A 16,812-nucleotide genomic window follows, 5' to 3' on the forward strand; every position below is an offset into this window, starting at 1 on the left:
AATGGCAGATGTTGAACTGAAGAAACTGAAGAAATCCTTCGGATCGGTGGATGTGATCCACGGCGTGGATCTGTCCATCAAATCCGGCGAATTCTGTGTTTTTGTCGGCCCATCCGGCTGCGGAAAATCGACGCTGCTGCGCCTGATTGCCGGCCTGGAAGATTCCAGCGCCGGCCAGATTTTTATCGGCGAAAACAATGTCACCGGCATTGAGCCGGCTGATCGTGGCGTTGCGATGGTGTTTCAGTCATATGCGCTCTATCCGCATATGTCGGTGAAAGAGAACATGGGCTTTGGACTGCGCATGACCGGAACCGACGCCCGTGTGGTGAGCGAACGCGTTGAAAAGGCAGCCCAGATTCTGCATCTCGAACAGCTGCTTGAGCGTAAACCCAAACAGCTTTCGGGTGGCCAGCGCCAGCGTGTGGCCATTGGCCGGGCCATTGTGCGCGAGCCGAAAGTTTTCCTCTTCGACGAACCCCTCTCCAATCTGGATGCGGAGCTGCGCGTGCGCATGCGGCTGGAAATCGCCAAGCTGCACAGCGATCTCAAGGCCACGATGATCTATGTGACGCACGACCAGGTGGAGGCCATGACGCTCGCCGACAAGATCGTGGTGCTGCGTGCCGGACGCATCGAACAGGTGGGCGCGCCGCTCGAACTTTACGGCAATCCCGACAATATGTTCGTGGCGGGCTTCATCGGCTCACCCAAAATGAACCTCATGAACGCCAAGGTCGTATCGCACGAAAACGGCGCTGCGACGGTGCAGTTGACCGGCTTTGAGAGCGCCCCTTTTGCCGTAACAGACATTACTGCAGCAACCGCCGGCCAGGAGGTCGTGGTCGGCATCAGACCGGAACATTTCAGCGCGGACGGCAGCGCCCACATCAATGCCCATATCGATGTGATCGAATATCTTGGCGGGGTTTCCTACGCCTATGCAGGCGCATCCACCGACGATCCGCTGATTGTGGGACTTCATGAAGGCGATAATGCACGGCCAGGTCAGGCTTACACGGCACATTTTGATCCGCAGCGCGCATTCCTCTTCGATCCCAAGACGGGTTTGCGCATCCGCTGAGAATGTTCAAAGCGTGAAGGCGTTGCGGAAGGCTTCAAGTGCGGCTTCCGCTTCGCCTGACGCGTAGGCTTCCATGCTGACCGGACCGCGATAGCCCATCTCCTGGAGCGCGAGAGCAACGCCCTTGTAATTGACTTCGCCTGTACCCGGCTCAAACCGGCCCGGATTATCCGCAACCTGCACCTCACCAATCCACGGCAGGCAATTTTCGCACCAGCGGATCAGATCGCCTTCACCGATCTGCGTATGATAGAGGTCGAGATTGATCCTGAGCTGCGGCCGGTTGACCGACGAAACCAGCGCCAGAACATCCTCGGTCGAACCGAAGGGACAGCCTGGATGATCGAGCGGGTTCAGGTTTTCCAGAACAAAGGAAACATCTTCGGCCTCGGCCAAATCACAGATGCGGTGCAAGGTGTCGCGTGCCTTCAACCACATTTGTCCAGTGACAACCTCATGCTGCCAGATCGGGATTCCGCCCTCCCCGAGCCCCGTGCCATGCAGATTCAACCGGTCAACACCAAGGCGCTTGCCAACTTTGATCGTTTCCGCCGCCGATTTCAAAAGCATATCGGCCCCTTCATCATCAGCAAGCCGACCTTCGAGATAACCGTTCATGATGGTGAAATGCGCGCCGGACTTTTCCAGCGCATCGAGATCGTGGCCAGGCCAGTTCCAGAGACCGACGCCGAAGCCCATCTCCTTCAGCCGCGCGGCACGCCATTCGATGGGCCTGTCAGGCCATAACATTTCCGCACAGACAGCAAGCTGAAAAGGCTGGCTCATGTCACTCTCTCCCTCAGTCCCTTGCTCACGCGTCGCGCTTCATGATCCATTCAACTTCGGGAGCGGCCACAAAACGCCACTTGCGCATCGGCCCCGCCATGACGTTGAGATAATACATTTCGAAACCGTAAGGCGCGCCGCACGGATGATGCCCGCGGGGAACCAGGACCACATCGCCATCAGCGACAGCCATGGTTTCGTTCAATTGCAGATCGTCAGTATAGACACGCTGTATGCCGAAACCGTCTGCTGGATTGAGCCGATGGTAATAGGTCTCCTCCAGATAGGTGATCCGCGGGAAATCGTCTTCGTCATGCCGGTGGCTTGGATAGGAGGACCAATGGCCAGCCGGGGTGAAAACTTCCGTCACCAGAAGGCTGTCGGCATAGTCTTCGTTTTCCATGGCGATGTTATTGATGTAGCGCGTGTTCGTTCCCTTGCCGCGTTCGGTGAGCGTAATGCCATCCGGACCAATGCGGCGGGCTTCGTGACCGCCATTGCCCGGCGCTGAACACACGGCGATGACGCAATCTGTTTCAGCTTTCGCCGTCCAGTCCTTGCCATTCGGCACATAAAGGCAGTGGGGCGGCGACTTTTCAAAAACACTCATGCGCTCGCCAAGCACGCCCCAATCCTTGCCCGCCGCATGAAACGACGCCTTGCCCTCAATCATCACCAGAATAACCTCGCGGTCGCCGGTGGCTTCGGAGGCGCTTTCACCTGCCCGCAGATGATAAAGGCCGAAACCGACAAAGCGCCAGCCAGCTGATTGCGGCGTGATGTCGTGCACCTTGCCGTGTTTGCCAAAGGGTTTGCGCTGGAGATTGCTCATCATCATTTCCTTTCCGAAGCCTCAGATCAGGCCGGTCTCGGACGCCGCTGTCTTCAAGGTCTTCAATCCGAGCGACTGATATTCGAACGGATTGCGCTGGTCCGGATCCTGTTCGGCCTCAATCACAATCCAGCCGGAATAGCCGACATCTTTGAGGATTTTGAGAAGCGGCGGGAATTGAACGCCACCCTCCTCGTCACCCGGAACCGTAAACACGCCTGCGCGCACGCCGTCCATGAAGGACATGCCGGTTTCACGGACCTGTTTCATCACCGCAGGGCGAACATTCTTGGCGTGAAAATGGCTGACACGATCAGCATATTTTTCCAGAACCGGCGTAGGGTCTGCCCCATTGGACCCGAAATAGCAGTGTCCGGCATCAAACAGCAGGCGCGTCGCCGGGCCGGTTGCCGCCATGAACGCATCGATTTCGGCGAGGTTTTCCACCACCGTTCCCATGTGGTGGTGATACACGAGCTTGATGCCCTGCGCGGCGGTGAAGGCCGCCAGTTCCTCAACCTTCGCGCCAAAGGCTTTCATCTCGTCGGCTGAGAAAACAGGCTTTTCCGAAAGCGGCTTTTGCAGGCCCTGAATGGAGTTCGATGTTTCGCAGACAATGCAGACATCGCAGCCATTGTGCTTCAACTTGTCGAGATGTTTCTGGATGGCCTTTTTCTCGTCTTCCACCGATTGGGTCAGCAGGTTGAGCGAGTACCAGCCGGAAATGAAGGTGAGGCCATAGGAACCGAGAAGCTGTTTCAGCGCCTCTGGGTCATCCGGCCAGCGGTGGCCGTTTTCAATCCCGTCAAAACCGATTTCAGAGGCCTCGCGGAGAATTTGGTCAGTTGGAATATGTGCGCCCAGCGTCTGGTCGTCGTCATTGGCCCAGGCAATGGGGTTGGTGCCGAAGCGGATCATGGAATGTCCTTTAATTTACAAGATTTTGCCGGGCCGCCGCTGCAAGATAGCGGGCGTAGGCCTGTTTCAGTTTTTCGGTGGAGCCAACTTCGGGAACGGCAACATCCCACCAGTGGCCCGCCTCGCCAAAGCCCGGCCCCTCGGTCGGGTCGGTCTCAATGACGATGACAGTCGGGATATCGCGGCTGTGCGCTTCGGCGACCTTCGCTTCGAGGTCGGCAATGTCTGCCGCCTTGACCGCATGTGCGCCCATGGAAGCCGCATGGGCCACGAAGTCGATTTCCGGCTGCTGTTCGACATTGCAATTCTGGTAAAGGTTGTTGAACGGTTCGCCGCCGCTTGCCTGCTGCAGGCGGTTGATACAGCCGTAACCGCGGTTGTCGGTCAGCACCACGGTGAACGGCACCTTACGCATGACGGCGGTGGCGAGTTCGGAATTGGCCATCATGTAGGAGCCATCACCGACAAAGCAGATGACCTCGCGCTCCGGCCGCGCAAGCTTGAGACCCATCGCACCGGCAATTTCGTAGCCCATGCAGGAATAGCCATATTCCATATGATAGCCGCCCTGGCTTGGCTGCCAGAGAAGTTTCAGTGCGCCGGGCATTGTGCCTGCCGCGCACATGGCGATGGCATCCTCGCCGGTGGCACGCTGCACTGCGCCAATCACCTGCGCATCGGTTGGTAGACCCGCTACTTCCGGCGCGGCACAATGGGCATCAACGGCTGCCAGCCATTCTGCCCGCAACGCTGCGTCAGGGGCTGCCGCACGATAATCGCCCAAAGCCGTGTTCAACATTTCAAGCGCCACTTTGGCATCGGCCACAAGACCCATGGCACCATGTTTATCTGCATCATAACCGTGGGCATTGATGGACACGAGCTTGCGGCCAGCTGCTTCAAACAACGACCACGAGCCGGTGGTGAAGTCCTGAAAACGCGTACCAACACCGATCACCAGATCGGCCTTGCGCGCCAGCGCATTGGCTGCCGCCGATCCATCAACACCCGCCGCACCGAAATTCATCGGGTGCGACTGCGCAAGCGCGGACTTGCCAGCCTGTGTTTCGATCACCGGAATGTTGTGCGCCGTGGCGAAATCCGCCAACGTCTGTTCAGCATCGGAATAGATTACGCCGCCACCGGCGACGATCACCGGCCTCTTTGCCGCCTTGATCGCGGCAACCACGTCTTCAACATCACGCACATCAGGTGCGGGACGGCGAATGCGCCAGGTGCGGGCTTCGAAGAACTCCGCTGGCCAGTCATAGGCTTCTGTTTGAACATCCTGGCAGAAGGATAGCGTTACCGGGCCGCAATTGGCCGGATCGGTCATCACGCGCAGTGCACGCGGAAGTGCTGTCAAAAGCTGTTCCGGGCGCATAATCCTGTCGAAATAGCGGCTGACGGGCTTGAAGCAGTCATTGGCAGAGATCGTGCCATCCTCGAAGTCTTCCACCTGTTGCAAAACGGGGTCGGGCCGACGATTGGCAAAGACATCGCCGGGGATGAGAAGAACCGGCAGGCGGTTGACATGGGCCAATGCAGCCGCTGTCACCATATTGGTTGCGCCAGGCCCGATGGATGAGGTCACGGCTTGAATGCGCCGGCGCTTTTTCGCCTTGGCATAGGCAATCGCCGCATGCGCCATGGTCTGTTCATTCTGGCCGCGCCAGGTGGGCATGGCATTGCCGGCCTTTTGCAAGGCCTCGCCCAGACCCGCAACATTGCCGTGGCCAAAGATTGCCCAGACACCGTCAATAAAGCGCTCGCCATCTTCTGTCATCTGCGCTGCCAGCCATTTCACCATGGCCTGCGCCGCTGTCAGTCTGATTGTGTTCATGCCGCCATTACTCCTGCTTTTGCGCGCGCAGTATCCCAGATTTCGCAAAGCCGCCGGTATCGTCCGGCCATCTGCGAGACCGCCTCGTCGTCGCTCATGTCGCCTTTCAGCCAGCTGCGCGCTGCATCGCCAAAAATCGTGCGGCCAACGGCAAAGCCCTTCACCAATGGGAAACCGGCTGCAACCTCGAAGCTGGCAGCGAGTTCTTTCTCTGGTGCATCGAGCCCGAGCACCACAATGCCGCGCGTGTGCTTGTCGTGCTTTTCAATGGCCTCGATTGTATATTCCCAGGCCGCCCTGGTTTTCATCGGCTCCAGCTTCCACCAGTCGGGATAGATACCGACTTCATAGAACTGGTGGATCAGCCGGGCTGCGGTGTCCTCGCGCACACCACCCACCTTGGAGGGAATGATCTCGAGAAGAAATTCCAGATTGTTGCGACGGGATGCTTCAAACAGACGCTTGACCGTACTCTCTTGGTGACGCCGGGTGGCGGCATCATCATCCGGGTGGCAGAAGCAGAGAACCTTCACCACATTCTCGCGCGCCCACTGGTTAAGCCCGCCGTAGTCTGCGCCAAGTTCGGGCTCGAGCGTTAGCGGGCGCGAACCTGGCCATTCTGTCGGGCGGCCAATCCACAGGCCGGAACCAGAGGCAGCATGCAGCGCAGAGCGGCCTATGCGGTTGTCGCAGAGAATGCCATAACCATCGCGTCCTGCCTGAACATCCCTGGCGGCCTTGAGGCAAAGTTCCTTGAAGGCCGAACCCTTTTGCTGGCTGTAGCCGTCCATCTCTTCGAGCTGTTTTCGATGGTCGAAGGCGAAGACGCGCATTGAAGACCAATCGCCATTGACGCGGGTGTGGCGTGTGGTCGACCAATGAATCTGCTCCAGAGCCAGATCGTTGCGCAAATCCGGACGGACCACGCCGCGTTGCAGGAAGAATTGCAATTCCTCCCAGCTTGGATACGCTGGTGTGCAACCATGACGGCTGACCGCAAATGCACCACAGGCATTGGCAAATTTCAGCGTTGTCGGCCAGTCCTGATCGGTTATCCAGCCACGCAGAAGACCGGAGAAGAAGCCGTCGCCTGCACCCAGGACATTGAACACCTCGATGGGGAAACCCTGCCCCACCTGCCCCTTGTCCAGACTGTCCGGTATATCACCTTCAAAGGCGGATGCGCCGAGCGGGCCGCGCTTGCAGACAAGCGTTGCCGCGCTGACAGCGCGCACGGCTTTCAGCGCTTCCAACGTATCCGTCGAACCGCCTGCGATGTGAAACTCTTCTTCGGTGCCGACAATCAGGTCGAAATAATGCAGCGTCGTTTGCAGCTTGGCGGTGACTTTTGCGCTTTCCACAAAGCGGCTCTCGCCGTCACCATGGCCTGCAACACCCCAAAGATTGGGGCGGTAATCGATATCAAGCGCTGTGCGCAGGCCATGCTTGCGGGCAAGCTTCAATGCCTTGATAACCGCCGCCTCTGTGCGGGGATTGCTCAAATGCGTGCCGGTGACGACAACGCAACGCGCTGAAGCAATGAAGTCCTCATCGATATCGGCTTCCGTCAGCCCCATATCAGCGCAGTTCTCGCGGTAAAAGATCAGCGGGAATTGGTCTTCGTCACGAATGCCGAGGATGACGAGCGCCGTCAGTCGCTCCTTGTCGATCTTCACGCCTTGCGTGGAAACGCCTTCGCGCTTCAACTGCTCCAGGATGAAGCGGCCCATATGCTCATCGCCGACACCGGTAATGAGCCCGGTTTTCAGACCGAGACGCGCACTGCCGCAGGCAATATTGGTGGGCGAGCCACCGATATATTTCTCAAACGAGCCCATATCTTCCAGACGCCCGCCAATCTGGGCGCCATAAAGGTCGATGCTCGAACGGCCGATGGTGATGACATCAAGCGGCTTTTTCACTCTCTTGCCTTTCAATGCGAATAACCTGGCCGTTGGATCCGGCCATAGCGTGAATGATTTTTTCGATCTCCAACCCCTGCGCAAAATCCGGGCCGCAAGGCGGGCCACCGGCAATGGCGCTCAAGAGATCGCGCGCCTCGATGACCTTCTGCTCATTAAAGCCGAAATTATGGCCGGGAGCCGGACAAAATGCCGAAAAATCCGGTTGCGCGGGACCTGTGAGATGGCGGGTGAAGCCCGCCTCACCTGCCCTGTGGAGCCAAAGCTCGTTCATGTTTTCCTGATCGAACACAATCGTGCCTTCAGACCCATGCACCTCCCACTGAAGGCGGCATTTGCGCCCGCGCGCCACACGCGATGTGGCAAAAGAGCCCTGCGCGCCGGAGGCAAACTTGATGAGCGCCATGGCGCTATCTTCATTTTCCACCACCTTTGGTCCATCAGGCGAAGGCCGCAAGGGAACGGCAATCTGCGTTTGGGCGACAATCTCGCTGACCGGCCCCATCAAGGCAATCATCTGGCTCACGAGGTGACAGCCGAGGTCGCCAAGGGCACCCAGACCGCCAGCCTCGTGAGTCATCCGCCATGACCAAGGGAGGTTGGGATCGGCGGAATAGTCTTCATCATAAACGCCACGGAAAGCGAGCGGCACCCCGATGACGCCCTGCTCCACCATCTGACGGGCGGCCTGAAAGGCCGGGTTGCGCAGATAGTTGTAACCAAGGATCGTCATCTGGCCGGGATGGGACGCGGCCATATTCGCCATGGCATCAGCATCGTCCAGGGTCAGCGCCATGGGCTTTTCCAGCCAGACATGCTTTCCGGCCTGAAGTGCGGCTTCCGCCATCGGGCGATGCATGCCGTTTGGCGAGGTGATGGAAACAATATCGACATTGGGATCGCTGACCGCTTCTTGCCAGCTCGCTGTGGCGCGAGCAAAGCCGAACTGGGCAGCGTGGGCATCAGCACTTTCCGGTGTCAAATCGGCCAGCACTTCCAGCCGCGGATGCGCGCCACCAAAAACGGCGGCCACATTGCGCCAGGCCAGCGCATGGCATTTGCCCATGAAGCCGGTGCCGATCAGGGCCACGCCCAGCGCGTTCTTTGGCATTGGATGTGACATGTTTTCCTCCAAAGGGAATGAAACAGGCGGGCAGAGCTTGTCCGCCCGCGCCTTTTGATCAAACCGTTCCGCCGAGCGAACCTTCAAGATCGGCAAGCTCCTGCCCGCCTGCCATCAGGTCCTGCAGTTCGGATGCTGTGATTTCGCCGCGTTTGGCCGTGCCGAGCGTCTGACCGCGGTTCAGCACGGTGAAGCGATCACCCACAGCGAGTGCATGGCGCACATTGTGCGAGATGAAGACCACGCCGACACCCTGTTTGCGCACCCGGTCAATCGTTGCCAGAACATTGGAGGTCTGGCGCACACCGAGTGCAGAAGTCGGCTCGTCGAGGATCAGCACTTTCGCCCCGAAATAAACCGCGCGCGCAATGGCAACCGTCTGCCGCTCGCCGCCTGAAAGCGTGCCGACCGCCTGGTCGGGACCGCGAAGGTTGATGCCCATCTTGCGCATTTCCTCCATGGTCACTTCATTGGCCATCTCAATGTCGAACCGCCGAAACGGTCCCCAGCCCTTGGTCGGTTCCCGGCCCATGAAGAAATTGCGTGTCACGCTCATCAGCGGGATCATCGCGAGGTCCTGGAACACGGTGGCAATACCGGCTTCCATAGCATCACGGGTGGAGGCAAAATGCATTTCCTTGCCATCAAGGGTAACGGTACCCTTGGTGGGCTTGTGCACGCCCGACATGGTTTTGATGAAGGTGGATTTGCCCGCACCATTGTCACCCAGAAGGCAATGGCATTCGCCGGGACGGACATCGAAGCTGACACCGGCCAGCGCAATGATATTGCCGAAATGCTTTTCGATATCCTTCATTTCGATAATCGGCGCACTCTCGGGCTTTTGGCTCTTGATCTGCTCGTTCATCTCAACGCTCCCCGGTTACGCGCTTGCGGATTGCATTGTTGAAAAAGACCGCCATCAGCAGCATGCCGCCGAGGAAGACCTGGAACCAGTCCTGATCGAAATCGGTGTAGGTCAGGCCGATCACCACCATGCCGAAGATGATTGCGCCGAAGAATGCGCCGATGGCCGAACCATAGCCGCCGGTGAGAAGCGAGCCGCCGATGACGGCTGCGATGATGGCTTCGAATTCCTTCTGGAAGCCGCGGCGTGCATCCGTGGAACCTGCATCGATAACCGTGATGATGGCGACCAGCGCAGCACAGCAGGCTGTGACCATGAAGAGCGAAATCTTGACCCGGTCGACCGGAACGCCGGAATTGGCGGCAGCATTGCGATCACCGCCGGAGGCAAAAATCCAGTTGCCCACGGGGGTTCGCAGCAGAATGTAGGTTGCGAAAAGCGCAATCAGCACGAACCAGATGATTTCCACCGGAACACCCGGCACTTTGGGTGCGCCGTTTTTGAATGTGTCGATGACACCCATTTGTGCAAGCTTGTGGAACAGGCCGGTGAACGCATCACCGGAAAAGAACGGCGCAAGCCAATCGCCCTCGATGGCATCGCGAACACCGCGCAGCTGCGTGGAGCCGCCGGTTGCGAGTTTCAGACCAACCAGCGAAAGGCCGCGCAGGATGAACAGAAAGGCAAGCGTGACGATGAACGACGGCAGGCCGGTGCGGATCACGATATTGCCGTTGATGGCACCGACTGCAGCGGCGACCGCAAATGTGGCCGGGATGCAGACAATGAGCGGCAGCCCCCACGTGACGGCGCAGGTTGCGAAGAACAAGCCGGAAAAGGCGACCATGGAACCGATGGAAAGGTCGAATTCGCCGCCAATCATCAGCATGGCAGCGCCAATGGCCAGAATGCCGAGCTGGGCCGCGGGTGTCATGAAATTAATGGTTCCAGCCAGCGTGAACATGGCGGGATCGGCGGTCACCAGAAAGAAGATGACGACCAACACCAGACCTGCAATTGCGCCCAGTTCCGGCCGCTTCATGAACCTGGCGACAAACGATTCCGTCTTGACCCGTTCATCGGCTATTTGTGTGGATGCATCGCTCACAAGCGCCTCCTGAGACTTCTTTTTCAGGAGCGCCACCGAAAGGCAGCGCTCCGTTCTTTACTGACAAATGGCCGCCTGCGATTAGCGGATGCCCTTCGCGGAAAGATCGATCACCTGGGCGGCCTTGTCGGCAGTGATCAGGTTCGGACCGGAAGGAACATTGCCGCCCGGCATCAGGCCGTATTCGGCGTTCAGCGCCAGGAAGACCACCGGCAGGTAACCCTGCAGGAACTGCTGCTGGTCAATGGCAAATGCTGCATCGCCATCAACAACCGACTGCAGGAAGCTTGCTGACAGATCGAAGGAAGCGACATTGACCTTGCGGCCAGACGCCTTGGCAGCAGCCACAGAAGGTTCACCCGCGGTTGCCGCACCAAGCGCCATCACGGTGTCGATGGCCTCGTCGGATGCAAGTGCAGCGGAAACCTTGGACTCGATTTCAGACGGATCGTTGGTGGTCGGAAGGACGGAGACATCACCACCGAAACCTTCAGAGAAGCCAGCGCAACGCTGATCGAGGGAGACGTTACCGACTTCCTGGTTGACGCAGATGGCTTTCTTGCCGCCCATTTCAGCGAGCTTCTCACCGGCTGCCTTGCCGGCATCGAACTCGTCCTGACCAACGTGCAGAAGCGCGCCGAGCTTCTTGGATACATCGGAACCGGAGTTCATGGAAATCACCGGAATGCCAGCAGCAACGGCGCGTTCGATTGCCGGGCCGAGCGCGTCAGCGTCCGGAATGGAGACCACAAGGCCATCGGGCTCCTGGTTGACGGCGGCATCAATCAGCTGGGACATGGCGACCATGTCGAAGGTTTCCGGCGAACGGAAGTCGACATTGGCACCGGTATCTTCACCAGCCTTGGCAACGCCATTCTTGACTACAGACCAGAACGGGTCGTTGGCCTGACCATGTGCCACCACGACGATATCAGTGGCGAGCGCCGGGCCTGCGATGGCAATCGCAGCAGCAGTTGCAACAGATGCAAGAAACTTCTTCATACTTTCCTCCCATTTGAGTTTTGTTGGACAATTCAGCTTCGAATGCCCGATCCATCCGGCCATAGGGCCGGTCAGCGACCCGGAAATGCTTTCCCTCAGCATCCCCGGATATTCCGTTCAGGAGCAGAGCTCCCGTCTGTCACCCGCGCCTTACAGCGAGACCTCCACCGTCTCACCGGTTTTTGCGGATTGGGTTGCAGCTTCCGCCAGAGCCAGAGCAGCAACGCCGTCTGCCAGCGTGACAGGAATGTTTGCGCCATCAAGGACAGCAGCCACAAAGGCATCCCATTCGGCCACATAGGCGCGCATGTAACGCTCCAGGAAAAAGAATTCCGGCTTGGCACTGACAACACCAGCATTGGTGGATTTGGAAACCGTGTTCATCATCACGTTATTGGCGGACAACAAGCCTTCAGAACCCAGAAGCTCGAGACGCTGATCGTAACCATAGGCCGCGCGGCGGCTGTTCTTGATGACCGCAATGCGCCCGTCGGCATAGCGCAGCGTCACGACAGCGGTATCCACATCGCCTGCGGCACCGATTTCCGGGTTGACGATGGACGAACCGACGGCGTGAACGCTGGTTGGCAGATCGCCCATGATGAAATTCGCCATGTCAAAATCATGGATCATCATGTCGCGGAACAGGCCGCCCGACACCTTCACGTAGCTTACCGGCGGCGGTGCGGGGTCGAAAGAGGTGATGGAAAGAAGCTCAGCCTTACCGATTTCACCAGCTAGCGAAGCTGCTTTGACTGCCGCGAAATTCGGATCAAAACGACGATTGAACCCGATCATGACAGGCTGACCGTTGCCGGAGGTGCGCTCAAGGCAGAGCTTCGCGCGCTCAAGCGAGAGGTCAACAGGTTTCTCACACAATACGGCCTTGCCGGCCGCAGTCGCCTTCTCGATCAGGTCAGAATGCGTGTCTGTGGATGTTGCAACCAGCACGGCATTGATCGTGTCATCGGCCAGAATGTCATCCAGCGAACCCGCCTTCGCCCCGTAAAGTCCGGCCAGCTCTTCAGCCGCAGACGCATTGATATCGGCAACAGCAGCTAGCTCGCTTCTTGCGTGACCGGCAATATTGATAGCGTGAACACGGCCAATACGACCGGCGCCGAGCAACCCAACTTTGAGCACTCTCATCCTCCCTGAAATGCGATCTTATGACCGTCTTGAGCGTCATAAAACACAATCTTGCACGCGCGTGCAAGAGTAAAATGCACGCGCGTGCAAAAAAGAGTTTTGCGTCTTGCGCACAAAAGGGTCTATCAGTCGTGTTCAAGCGAAGCGGAAACCAGGAGGAAAGCTGCGTGGCGCGCGAAAAGAGGCCAGCCAACGGCGGAAACGTGACTGCGGACGATGTGGCTGCCGCAGCCGGCGTGTCGCGCTGGACAGTGGGGCGCGCCTTCAGGAAAGACGCCTCCATCTCGTCAAAGGCGCGTCAGAAGGTCATGATGGCCGCCGAAAGTCTTGGTTATGTGCCGGACCTTCGCGCAGCCAGCCTCGCCTCGGATCGCTCAAATCTGGTGGCCCTTCTGATCGACGATTTCGCCAATCCGCACAAACTGGTGATGATGGAGCGTCTGACGCGGATCCTGCGGCGCACCGGCTGGGATATCCTGCTGGTCAACACACTCGACAAGGACGATGCAGGGCACGCCTTCCTCAATGCAAACCAGAGGCGCGTGGATGCGGTCATTCTCATCGGCATCCAGTTTGATGATGATGTGGTTGATGCGGCCCTGCATGCGCGCCGCTTCCACAAACTGATCATCTTTGCGCGCGACTCCAAGAACCCCAATACGATTTCAATCGCCGTGGACGATATCCACGCCATGAAGGAAATCGCCAATTATGTGCATGAGCGGGGCTATCGCAAGCCGATGTTTCTGGCCGGTCCCCGCACGCATTCCGCCCACCTTCTGCGCAAGGAGACCTTCGTGGATTATTGGCAGCAGCATTTCGGCGCAGAGCCGGAAACAGAGGCTGTGGTCGCCTATGACCCCGCGCTAGCCGCCGAAATTGTCACCAAGGCGCTGGTTGGACGCCCACGCGACCAGATGCCGGATATTATTGTCTGTGAAAACGATGCGCTGGCCATGGGCGCAATTGACGTCATTCGCCACAAGCTTGGTCTGCGCATACCCGATGACATCGCCGTCACAGGCTTTGATGATGTGCCGGGGGCAGCCAGCCCCAACTATCGCCTGACGACCTATCGCCAGCCTTTGACCGCGATGGCCGAATATCTGGTCGAAGTTCTCGAAAGCGACGAGGATAACAATCTCGACCGCAAGTTCCTGGGAACACTCATTCCGCGCGAAAGCGCCTGACAACGGCTCTCCGGTATCGATCTGAATACAAGAAAACCGGGGCGAACTTCTCGCCCCGGCTCCGTGATCTTCAGGTCTGGAGAATTACTTCTGCCAGCTCTTGATCAGTTCATCATAGGAAACGGTTTCGCCCTGCGGCTTCTCGTTTTCGATCTTGGCCTTTGGCGAACCGGGTTTGGAGAGCCATTCCTGCGGGTCAACCTGCGGGTTCAGCTTCGGACCGATATCGCCCTGTACGCCAGCACGCTCGAGACGCTCCATCACCTTTTCCTGATCGGCGCAAAGTGCATCAAGCGCCTCCTGCGGTGTTTTCGCACCCGACATGGCATCACCGATATTCTGCCACCACAGCTGAGCCAGCTTCGGATAGTCAGGAACGTTGGTGCCGGTTGGCGACCACTGCAGACGGGCCGGCGAGCGATAGAACTCGACCAGACCGCCAAGCTTGGGCGCGCGATCAGTGAAGTGCTGGCTGTTGATCGTGGATTCACGAATGAAGGTCAGACCGACATCGGACTTCTTCACATCAACCGTCTTCGACGTCACGAACTGCGCGTAGAGCCATGCGGCCTTGGCGCGGTCGACCGGTGTCGACTTCATGAGCGTCCATGAACCCGCATCCTGGTAGCCGATCTTGGTGCCTTGCGTCCAATACACACCATGCGGGCTCGGTGCCATGCGCCACTTCGGCGTGCCGTCTTCGTTCATCACCGGCAGACCATCTTTTACCATATCGGCGGTGAAGGCCGTGTACCAGAACATCTGCTGGGCCACTTCACCCTGCGCAGGCACCGGACCGGCTTCGGAGAAGGTCATGCCTGCTGCTGCGGGCGGTGAGTACTTCTGAAGCCACTCGATCGCCTTTGACACGGCGTAGACAGCCGCTGGCGAGTTGGTTGCGCCGCCACGGTCCACGCAGGAACCGACAGGCTGGGACTGGTCGTTAACGCGGATACCCCATTCATCGACGGGAAGGCCGTTCGGCTCACCTTCATCGCCCATGCCGGCCATCGACATCCAGGCATCGGTGTAGCGCCAGCCGAGTGACGGGTCCTTCTTGCCGTAGTCCATATTGCCGTAAACGCTCTTTGGTCCGCCAGCGTACGACATGTCGCGACCAGTGAAGAATTCGGCGATATCCTCATAGGCCGACCAGTTGACCGGAACGCCGAGATCGTAACCGTATTTCGCCTTGAAATCGGCTTTGGTCTTCTCGTCGTTAAACCAATCGTAGCGGAACCAGTAAAGGTTGGCGAACTGCTGGTCGGGCAGCTGGTAAAGCTTGCCATCCGGTGCGGTGGTGAAGGATGTGCCGATGAAGTCGGCAATGTCGAGCGTCGGACTGGTCACGTCCTTGCCATCGCCGTCCATCCAGTCGGTGAGGTTGCGGGCCTGCTGATAGCGCCAATGCGTGCCGATCAGGTCGGAGTCGTTGATGTAGGCATCGTAGATGTTTTCGCCCGACTGCATCTGCGTCTGCAGCTTTTCCACCACGTCGCCTTCGCCGATCAGATCGTGGGTGATCTTGATGCCGGTGATGGCAGAAAAGGCCGGAGCCAGAACCTTCGATTCATATTCATGCGTGGTGATGGTTTCGGAAACAACCTTGATTTCCATACCTTCAAAAGGCTTGGCCGCATCAATGAACCATTGCATTTCCTTTTCCTGATCCGCGCGCGACAGCGTGGACATGTCACCGATCTCGGTGTCCAGGAATTGCTTGGCCTCATCCATTCCCGCAAATGCGGTTCCGGTGAAAGCCAGCAGCATGACTGCTGTTGACGTTAAAAGATGCCTTCGCATGATTGTGTCCTCCCGTTCATAGCGATTGCAGTTTTATGATCGGGCAGTTGCCTGTCCGATATTTCAAGCCTCAGACAAAGCGGAATACGCCAATTGCGTAGACCACAGACAAGGCAAGAGCCCACCAAAGGTTGGGCCCGACAAGACCCAGCCAAGCGAGATTGATGAACGCTGACCCGAGCAGCGATATGAAGAGACGATCGCCTCTGGTCGTCTCAAATCTCAAAATGCCCACGCGCGGATTGCCGCCAGGCGAGAAATATTCCCAAATTCCCATACTGGCGACGAGCGCGAAAATGACGATGAAGAAGATCGCGGTCGGCAGCGTCCATGCCATCCATGAAAAATCCATAGTCGGGTCCCCCTCACACGCGACCCAGGGCAAAGCCCTTGGCGATATAATTGCGAACAAAGTAGATAACGAGCGCACCGGGGATGATGGTCAGCACACCGGCTGCAGCCAGAACACCCCAATCCATGCCAGACGCCGACACCGTGCGCGTCATCGTGGCAGCAATAGGCTTGGCCTCCGTTGTCGTCAGCGTGCGGGCAATCAGGAGTTCCACCCAGGAAAACATGAAGCAGAAGAACGCCGCCACACCGATGCCGCTTGCCGTCAGCGGCATGAAGATCTTCACGAAAAAGCGCGGGAAGGAATAGCCGTCGATATAGGCGGTTTCGTCAATTTCCTTCGGCACCCCGGACATGAACCCTTCGAGGATCCAGACCGCCAGCGGAACGTTGAACAGGCAATGCGCCAGAGCGACCGCGATATGCGTATCGATCAGGCCAAACGCTGAGTAGAGCTGGAAAAACGGCAGCGCGAACACGGCAGGTGGCGCCATGCGGTTGGTCAGCAGCCAGAAGAACAGATGCTTGTCGCCCAGGAACGTGTAGCGCGAGAACGCGTAGGCTGCCGGCAGTGCCACCGACACGGAAATGACGGTATTCAAGACCACGTAGATAATCGAGTTGATATAGCCGGAATACCAGGAGGGATCGGTGAAGATCACAGCGTAATTCGCCAATGTCGGATTTTGCGGATAGAGCGAGAAGGAACCGAGAATTTCGGTGTTCTCCTTGAAGCTCATATTCACCAGCCAATAAATCGGCAGCAGCAGGAAGAGAATGTAGAGCGTTGGCACCAGCCAGCCGAACTTCGCTTTTTCAGAATGGTCGTTCAT

General features: G+C 58.1%; 15 protein-coding genes. 2 read left to right on the forward strand and 13 right to left on the reverse strand.

The genetic code is table 11. The features are described from left to right. Position 1 precedes the first annotated feature (1 nt). On the forward strand, positions 2-1,084 hold the full coding sequence (locus NHF56_RS15795; protein WP_252806272.1) for an ABC transporter ATP-binding protein: 1,083 nt from the start codon (positions 2-4) through the stop codon (positions 1,082-1,084). 6 nt (positions 1,085-1,090) lie between these two features. Here NHF56_RS15795 and NHF56_RS15800 read toward each other — a convergent pair whose 3' ends face one another. The 10 genes from NHF56_RS15800 to iolG all read right to left on the reverse strand — a co-directional run bounded on the left by NHF56_RS15800 (position 1,091) and on the right by iolG (position 12,629). Then, positions 1,091-1,870 carry a TIM barrel protein gene (locus NHF56_RS15800; protein WP_252806274.1) on the reverse strand — a complete coding sequence of 260 codons (780 nt, stop codon included), beginning with the start codon at positions 1,868-1,870 and terminating at the stop codon, positions 1,091-1,093. Positions 1,871-1,895: 25 nt separating this feature from the next. Further along, positions 1,896-2,702 (reverse strand): 5-deoxy-glucuronate isomerase, encoded by an 807-nt coding sequence (gene iolB / locus NHF56_RS15805; RefSeq protein ID WP_252806276.1) that lies wholly within the window; start codon positions 2,700-2,702, stop codon positions 1,896-1,898. A 21-nt stretch (positions 2,703-2,723) separates the two neighbouring features. Further along, positions 2,724-3,620, reverse strand: a complete 897-nt coding sequence (iolE, locus tag NHF56_RS15810; protein ID WP_252806278.1) for a myo-inosose-2 dehydratase — start codon at positions 3,618-3,620, stop codon at positions 2,724-2,726. Positions 3,621-3,630: 10 nt separating this feature from the next. Further along, positions 3,631-5,463: a 3D-(3,5/4)-trihydroxycyclohexane-1,2-dione acylhydrolase (decyclizing) gene (gene iolD, locus NHF56_RS15815; RefSeq protein ID WP_252806280.1), complete on the reverse strand. Its 1,833-nt coding sequence runs from the start codon at positions 5,461-5,463 to the stop codon at positions 3,631-3,633. Further along, positions 5,460-7,385: a 5-dehydro-2-deoxygluconokinase gene (iolC, locus tag NHF56_RS15820; RefSeq protein ID WP_252806282.1), complete on the reverse strand. Its 1,926-nt coding sequence runs from the start codon at positions 7,383-7,385 to the stop codon at positions 5,460-5,462. The genes iolD and iolC overlap by 4 nt, the downstream gene beginning before the upstream one ends. Continuing rightward, complete coding sequence (locus NHF56_RS15825) at positions 7,369-8,508, reverse strand: Gfo/Idh/MocA family protein (protein ID WP_252806283.1); 1,140 nt, start codon at positions 8,506-8,508, stop codon at positions 7,369-7,371. Before NHF56_RS15825 ends, iolC begins: the two co-directional genes overlap by 17 nt. Positions 8,509-8,566: 58 nt before the next feature. Next, complete coding sequence (locus NHF56_RS15830; RefSeq protein WP_252806285.1) at positions 8,567-9,376, reverse strand: ATP-binding cassette domain-containing protein; 810 nt, start codon at positions 9,374-9,376, stop codon at positions 8,567-8,569. 1 nt (position 9,377) lies between these two features. After that, positions 9,378-10,484, reverse strand: a complete 1,107-nt coding sequence (locus NHF56_RS15835; protein ID WP_373456322.1) for an ABC transporter permease — start codon at positions 10,482-10,484, stop codon at positions 9,378-9,380. A gap of 81 nt (positions 10,485-10,565) precedes the next feature. Continuing rightward, entirely contained in the window at positions 10,566-11,486 is a 921-nt protein-coding gene (locus tag NHF56_RS15840; protein ID WP_252806288.1) for a sugar ABC transporter substrate-binding protein, read from the reverse strand. A 150-nt stretch (positions 11,487-11,636) separates the two neighbouring features. Next, a complete protein-coding gene (gene iolG, locus NHF56_RS15845) occupies positions 11,637-12,629 on the reverse strand; it encodes an inositol 2-dehydrogenase (protein WP_252806290.1) in 993 nt (330 codons plus the stop codon). Between the two features lie 173 nt (positions 12,630-12,802). Here iolG and NHF56_RS15850 point away from each other — a divergent pair, with 173 nt between their 5' ends. Continuing rightward, the gene (locus NHF56_RS15850) at positions 12,803-13,825 is read left to right on the forward strand and encodes a substrate-binding domain-containing protein (protein WP_252806292.1); all 1,023 of its coding nucleotides are present in this window, start codon (positions 12,803-12,805) and stop codon (positions 13,823-13,825) included. An 84-nt stretch (positions 13,826-13,909) separates the two neighbouring features. Here the strand turns inward: NHF56_RS15850 and NHF56_RS15855 are convergent, their stop codons facing one another. The 3 genes from NHF56_RS15855 to NHF56_RS15865 form a co-directional block, all read right to left on the reverse strand. Then, on the reverse strand, positions 13,910-15,628 hold the full coding sequence (locus tag NHF56_RS15855) for an ABC transporter substrate-binding protein (protein WP_252806294.1): 1,719 nt from the start codon (positions 15,626-15,628) through the stop codon (positions 13,910-13,912). Positions 15,629-15,698: 70 nt separating this feature from the next. After that, positions 15,699-15,980, reverse strand: a complete 282-nt coding sequence (locus tag NHF56_RS15860; protein ID WP_252806296.1) for a DUF2160 domain-containing protein — start codon at positions 15,978-15,980, stop codon at positions 15,699-15,701. A 13-nt stretch (positions 15,981-15,993) separates the two neighbouring features. Beyond that, a complete protein-coding gene (locus NHF56_RS15865) occupies positions 15,994-16,812 on the reverse strand; it encodes a carbohydrate ABC transporter permease (protein WP_252806298.1) in 819 nt (272 codons plus the stop codon).

Origin of the sequence: Rhizobium sp. L1K21, assembly GCF_024055895.1 — a bacterium.
Lineage (GTDB): Bacteria > Pseudomonadota > Alphaproteobacteria > Rhizobiales > Rhizobiaceae > Ensifer_A.